Source organism: Methylomagnum sp. (assembly GCF_054333355.1).
The window spans coordinates 1-5550 of the sequence record NZ_JBTEKS010000292.1; the positions used below are offsets into that span (position 1 = coordinate 1).

Annotated in this window: 7 protein-coding genes; all 7 read left to right on the forward strand. The window is 63.9% G+C overall.

Translation table 11 applies throughout. The annotated features are described in order from the left end of the window. Positions 1-404 (forward strand): hydroxymethylglutaryl-CoA synthase (locus tag ACXWUF_RS17495; RefSeq protein ID WP_458495900.1); only part of this gene is annotated, 404 nt, incomplete at its 5' end. Positions 405-409: 5 nt separating this feature from the next. After that, the gene (locus ACXWUF_RS17500; RefSeq protein ID WP_458495901.1) at positions 410-1186 is read left to right on the forward strand and encodes an enoyl-CoA hydratase-related protein; all 777 of its coding nucleotides are present in this window, start codon (positions 410-412) and stop codon (positions 1184-1186) included. 15 nt (positions 1187-1201) lie between these two features. Then, the gene (locus ACXWUF_RS17505; protein WP_458495902.1) at positions 1202-1948 is read left to right on the forward strand and encodes a polyketide synthase; all 747 of its coding nucleotides are present in this window, start codon (positions 1202-1204) and stop codon (positions 1946-1948) included. 4 nt (positions 1949-1952) lie between these two features. Next, positions 1953-2963 (forward strand): LnmK family bifunctional acyltransferase/decarboxylase, encoded by a 1011-nt coding sequence (locus ACXWUF_RS17510; RefSeq protein WP_458495903.1) that lies wholly within the window; start codon positions 1953-1955, stop codon positions 2961-2963. Then, the gene (locus ACXWUF_RS17515) at positions 2960-3220 is read left to right on the forward strand and encodes a hypothetical protein (RefSeq protein ID WP_458495904.1); all 261 of its coding nucleotides are present in this window, start codon (positions 2960-2962) and stop codon (positions 3218-3220) included. Before ACXWUF_RS17510 ends, ACXWUF_RS17515 begins: the two co-directional genes overlap by 4 nt. A 4-nt stretch (positions 3221-3224) precedes the next feature. Then, on the forward strand, positions 3225-4565 hold the full coding sequence (locus tag ACXWUF_RS17520; RefSeq protein ID WP_458495905.1) for a long-chain fatty acid--CoA ligase: 1341 nt from the start codon (positions 3225-3227) through the stop codon (positions 4563-4565). Next, positions 4562-5308, forward strand: coding sequence for an SDR family NAD(P)-dependent oxidoreductase (locus tag ACXWUF_RS17525; RefSeq protein ID WP_458495906.1), 747 nt, complete (start codon positions 4562-4564; stop codon positions 5306-5308). Before ACXWUF_RS17520 ends, ACXWUF_RS17525 begins: the two co-directional genes overlap by 4 nt. The last annotated feature ends 242 nt before the right edge of the window (positions 5309-5550 follow it).

A 5550-nucleotide genomic window follows, 5' to 3' on the forward strand; every position in this document is an offset into this window, starting at 1 on the left:
CGCTCACCTATGGCGTCGAGGTCGGCAACGTCTATTCCGCCTCGGTGTATCTGGCCCTGTGCGGCGTGATTGATAACGCCCGCATCAACAGCCCCAAGCGGATCGGGCTGTTTTCCTACGGCTCGGGCTGCTCCTCCGAGTTCTACAGCGGCATCATCACCCCGCGCTCCAAGGCCAAGCTGGCGACCCTGGGCGTCGACGCGGCATTGCGCCGCCGCCATGGCCTCAGCATGACCGAGTACGAAGCAATCCTCGACCACAACGCCGAATGGCGGTTCGGCATCAAGAACAAAGTCGTGGAAACCGACCGCTTCGCCGCCATTTATAACCGCCAAGTGGCGGGGCGCGGGCTGCTGGTGTTGCGGCAGGTCGATAACTATCACCGCGAATACGAGTGGAGCTGAAGGCCATGTTTGAAACCTTGGAGGTTCGGGAAACGCCCTTCGGCCTGCGGCTCCGCATCAACCGGCCCGATAGCCAGAACAGCATCAACCGGCAATTGCTGCTGGACCTGAATCAAGCCCTGGACCTCGCGGAACGCGACCGCAAGCGCCGGGTGGTGATTCTGGAAGGCTTGCCCGGTGTGTTCTGCACCGGCATGGATTTCCGCGAAGTGAACCGCGCCAATCCGGCGGATCCCGGCGCGGGCGATGAATCCGCCAACCGCGATTACCTCAACGTGCTGAAGCGCTTCACCACCATCCCGAAGTTCGTCATCGCCGCCGTGGACGGCAAGGTCATCGCCGGGGGCGTGGGTTTCGCCGCCGCTTGCGACTTGGTGTTCGCCACGGGGCGGTCCAGCTTCCACCTGTCGGAAATGCTGTGGGGCTTGCTGCCCGCCTGCGTCACGCCGTTCCTGATCCGCCGGATCGGCTTCCAACAAGCCTACGCCATGACCCTGACCACCCAGACCGTCACCGCCCAGCGTGCCCACGAGATTCATCTGGTGGACGAACTGGCCGACGATTTGGACGAGGCCATCCGCCGCCGGATGTTGCGGCTGTCCTGCATCGACGAGGACACCGTCCGCGACTGCAAAGCCTATTTCCGCAAGATGTGGATACTCACCGAAGCGATGGAGCAGACCGCCGTGGGTGAAATCACCCGGCTGGTCGCCACGCCCAAGGTGCGGGACAACATCAGGAATTTCCTTGAACACCAGCGGTTCCCGTGGGAATCGCCTTGACCGCCGGAACCGCCCATGACCAAGGTCGTTAATCTCAGCTATGTCCGCGAGCATATCGCGGTGGTGGAACTGGCCGACCGCGCCTCCCGCAACACCTTCTCGCCCGCCTTCATCGCCGGGGTGGAGGACGCCTTCCGGGACATCGCCGCCAATCCCGCCGCCAAGTGCGTGATGGTCCACGGCTTCGACAATTATTTCTGCTGCGGCGGCACCCAGGAGGAATTGCTGGCCATCTTCCACGGGCGGCATAAATTCGATGAGTCTTCTTTCTTCCGGGCGCTGCTGGATTGCGAACTGCCCACCATCTCGGCCATGCAGGGCCACGCCTTGGGCGGCGGGCTGGTGTTCGGTTGCTATGGGGATTTCATCCTGATGGCCGACCGTTGCCTCTACAGCGCCAACTTCATGAAATACGGCTTCACCCCCGGCATGGGCGCGACCCACATCCTGCCCAAGAAATTCGGCACGCTGCTGGGGACGGAAATGCTGTTCACCGCCCGCAACTACCACGGCGGGGAATTGCGGGAACGGGCCATCCCGGTGCGCGTCCTGCCGCAGAACGAAGTCATCGGCGAGGCCATGGCCCTGGCGGAACACCTTATTGACAAGCCCGTGACGTCTTTAAAGCTGTTGAAACGGCGGCTGGCGGCGGAAACCCGCGCCCTCCTGCCCGGCGTCATCACCGAGGAACTAGCGATGCACGAGGTTTCGTTCAGGCTGCCGGAGGTCGAGCAGCGCATTTATTCGATGTTTGGGAAGTAAGGCCATGCGGGTTGAAACCCTCGACCTCACCATGAGCCATGTGGGCCTGGGCGCACTCAACGAATATGCCGCCCTGGTGCTGTTCGCCAATGCCCACAGCCGCCGTCTCGTGGAGGGCACCGGACTCAAGCCCGATGGCATCGCCGACAACCAGGGGCGCTTGCTCTATCCCGCCTATTACCACACCCATCTGACCGTGCCGCCGCAGCGGCCCCTGGGCAGCTTCAAGGTGTGGGATCGGGTGTCGGTGGGAGTCGATGTGACCCGGTTCGGGAAGACCCTGTTGCAATCCCGCTATGCGCTGGGCGAGGCAGGCGCGGTGCCCGAGGATACGAGCCAATGGACGCCGGAAACCCTACCCTGCATGGCAGCCCACAGCGTGTTCGTGGTGGACGCCAGCGAGAACCTGGGGCCGAAGCGCCGGGTGGCGACGCCCGCCAAGGACCGGGTGGCCGCGTTGCCGCCGATCACCACGCCGCCCGCCGCCATCGAGCGGGCCAACCGGATTCGGGCGGCGGGCTTTGGCCTCGCGGACAATCTGGCGCGGGATGATTCCCCGTTCGCTTACGAGGTGGCGATGATCCGCGATGTTTATCCCGGACACGGCATGATCTTCGCTAGGTTCTGCGAAATCATGGCCCACGGCGAGCAACGCTATCTGGCGGAACGGCTCTCACCCGGCCTGCCACGGGACGCGCTGGATTGCGTCGAGTTGTTGGAGCGGGAAATTTTCTACTACGGCAACGGCTTCGAGAGCGAGACCGTGGACATCCGCGTGAAGGCCGCCTTCGAGACCTGCCCGGCGGATTTCCACGGCGACAATCCCCAGGTGGTGTCCGCCGGGCGGCTGGCCTTCGAAACCAGCCTGTACCGGCGGCGGACCCGCGAACTGCTGGCCGTGGGCCATGCCAAGAAATGGCTGGCGGTGCCCACCTCCGCCCAGGAACTCGCTTTCGACATCACCAGAATCACTTCCGCCTATTCGGCGCAACCACAGAGGAGTCCACCCCAGTGACGGCAGCATCCACCATCCAAGCGGCAGTCTACCGGACCCTCCGGGAGATTCAGGAAAAGTCCAACAAGCGGCGGGTCGAACTCGACGACGGGCTGAACCTCGTCCATGACCTAGGGTTTGCTTCCCTGGACCTGGCGCAATTGGTCGCCATTCTGGAAATGGAACTGGATTTTGACCCCTTTTCGGAAGGCGCGTCCATTGAGGAATTGAAGACCGTCGGCGACGTGTGCCGGGTCTACGGCGGCGCGGCGGGCTGAGGTCATGGACTTCCTGCTGGAACGCCTGGCCCGGCACGGTGCCGCGCCTTTCATCGCGGGGCCGGAGGGGGAGCGGTCTTATGCCGACCTGCTCCGCGACATCGACGCTTGGCGGGGCCGCCTCGCCGCACAGGGCATTGAGCCTGGACAGGGCGTGGCTTTAGCCACCGATTACGGACCCGACTCCATCGCCCTATTACTGGCCCTGCTGCTCAACCGCAACGTGGCCGTGCCGCTGGGCAGCCAGACCGGCGAGGCTCGGCAAAAGCTGCTGACCGAGGCCCGCGTGGTCGGCTGCTTCAACCGCTCCGAAGCCGGGGCGTGGGACTACGAGCCGCTGCCATCGCCCGAAGATCATCCCCTGCTAACCCAACTCCGCGTGCTGGGCGAACCGGGGGCCATCATCTTCACCTCGGGCAGTTCCGGCACGCCCAAAGCGGCCCTGTTGCGCCCTGCTCGGCTGGCGGAAAGCTTCCTGAGCAAGAAGCCCAACACCCACCGCACCCTGACCTTCCTCAAGATGGACCACATCGGGGGACTCAACACCCTGTTCTCCATCCTGATGGGCGGCGGCACCATCGTCACCAGCGCCGCCCGCAGCCCCGACGACATCTGCCGCACCATTGAGCTGCACCGGGTCGAACTGCTGCCCACCACGCCGACCTTCCTCAATATGCTCATCCTGTCCGACGCCCGCCAGCGACATGACCTGTCATCCCTCAAGCTCATCACTTACGGCACCGAGCCCATGCCGGTTTCCACCCTGAAAGCCGTGGCGCGGGCTTTCCCCGATGTGGCGTTCAAGCAGACTTACGGGCTGACCGAGTTGGGCATCATGGCCACCCAGTCGAAGGACACCGAATCCACCTGGATGAAGGTCGGCGGCGACGGCGTGGAAACCCGCGTGTTGGACGGCGTGTTATGGATCAGGGCGGCGACGGCCATGCTGGGTTATCTCAACGCGCCGTCGCCGTTCGACGACCAGGGTTGGTACAACACCGGCGATTCGGTCGAGGTGGATGGGGACTATCTGCGGGTGCTGGGGCGCAAGCAGGAACTCATCAACGTGGGCGGCGAGAAGGTCCATCCCGCCGAAGTGGAGAACGTGCTGCTGGAAGTGCCCAACATCACCGGGGCGGTGGTGCAGGGCAAGCGCAACCCGGTAACGGGGCAAATCGTGGTCGCCACCGTGAACCTGGAACACGAGGAGAGCAAGGCCGCGCTGGAACGGCGGATTCACGCGCACTGCGCCACCCGCCTGGAGAAATACAAGATTCCCTCGCTGATCTTCGTGTCCACGAAGAGCCTGATGGGGGAGCGATTCAAGCAGGTTAGATCGGCATGAACGAAACGACAGAGGTCCAGCGCCGGACGGTGCTTATCAGCGGCGGCAGCCGGGGGCTGGGGCAGGCCATCGCGGAACATTTCCTGGCGGCGGGCGACGCCGTGGCTACCTACAGCCGCTCGGAAAGCGAATTCACCCAGCGGGCGCAACGCGAGTGGGGCGACCGCTTCCTGTGGGAAGCCGTGGACGGCGGGGACTCCGAAGCCCTCAAGCGGTTCGTGCGGACCGTGGAGAAACGCTTCGGCGGCATCGACGTACTGGTCAACAACGCGGGTGCCGCCTTGGAACAACTGCTGCCCATGACCGCCCCCGCCGACATCGACCGAAATCTCCAACTCAACCTGAATTCGGCCATCCACCTGTCCCGGTTGGTGTCCCGCATCATGCTGCGCGGCGAGGGCGGGGTCATCATCAATATCGGCTCGATCCTGGGTGCGCGGGGCAGCACCGGCAGCGCCGTGTACAGCGCCGCTAAGGCCGGGCTGGAAGGACTCACCCGCAGTCTGGCGCGGGAGCTTGGCCCCAAGAACATCCGGGTCAATGTGGTATCGCCGGGCTTCCTCGCCACCCAGATGACCGAGGGCATGAGCCAGGACCAGAAAACCCGCATCGTCCGCCGCACTCCGCTGGGACGCTTGGGCGGTGTGGAGGACGTGGTGGGCGTGGTCGCCTTCCTGGCCTCTCCGGCGGCGGCGTTCATCACCGGGACGACCCTGGTGGTGGATGGCGGGTATACCTGTTGAAAATTTATGTGTCGGACTTTAGTCCGACCCTGCCATTTTGCTCTTTTGGCCCAGAGTCGGGCTAAAGCCCGACCTACATCTGGGCCGTGACAGAAATAAATACAAAAACCTTTCCATTCATCCCGAAGGCGGAAACCAAAGTGAACGAAGCAGAGCCTGTTGATCGGGCCGTTTCCATCTGTGACGATCCGGCGCCCTTCCTGCGCGGAATGCTGGCCCGCTTATTGGGCCGTCGCGAGTCC

What these genes read in the sequence shown, in the direction of transcription:
- ACXWUF_RS17500 (WP_458495901.1), top strand. Translation starts at nt 410, where the DNA reads ATGTTTGAAACCTTGGAGGTTCGGGAAACGCCCTTCGGCCTGCGGCTC.
- ACXWUF_RS17505 (WP_458495902.1), top strand. Translation starts at nt 1,202, where the DNA reads ATGACCAAGGTCGTTAATCTCAGCTATGTCCGCGAGCATATCGCGGTG.
- ACXWUF_RS17510 (WP_458495903.1), top strand. Translation starts at nt 1,953, where the DNA reads ATGCGGGTTGAAACCCTCGACCTCACCATGAGCCATGTGGGCCTGGGC.
- ACXWUF_RS17520 (WP_458495905.1), top strand. Translation starts at nt 3,225, where the DNA reads ATGGACTTCCTGCTGGAACGCCTGGCCCGGCACGGTGCCGCGCCTTTC.
- ACXWUF_RS17525 (WP_458495906.1), top strand. Translation starts at nt 4,562, where the DNA reads ATGAACGAAACGACAGAGGTCCAGCGCCGGACGGTGCTTATCAGCGGC.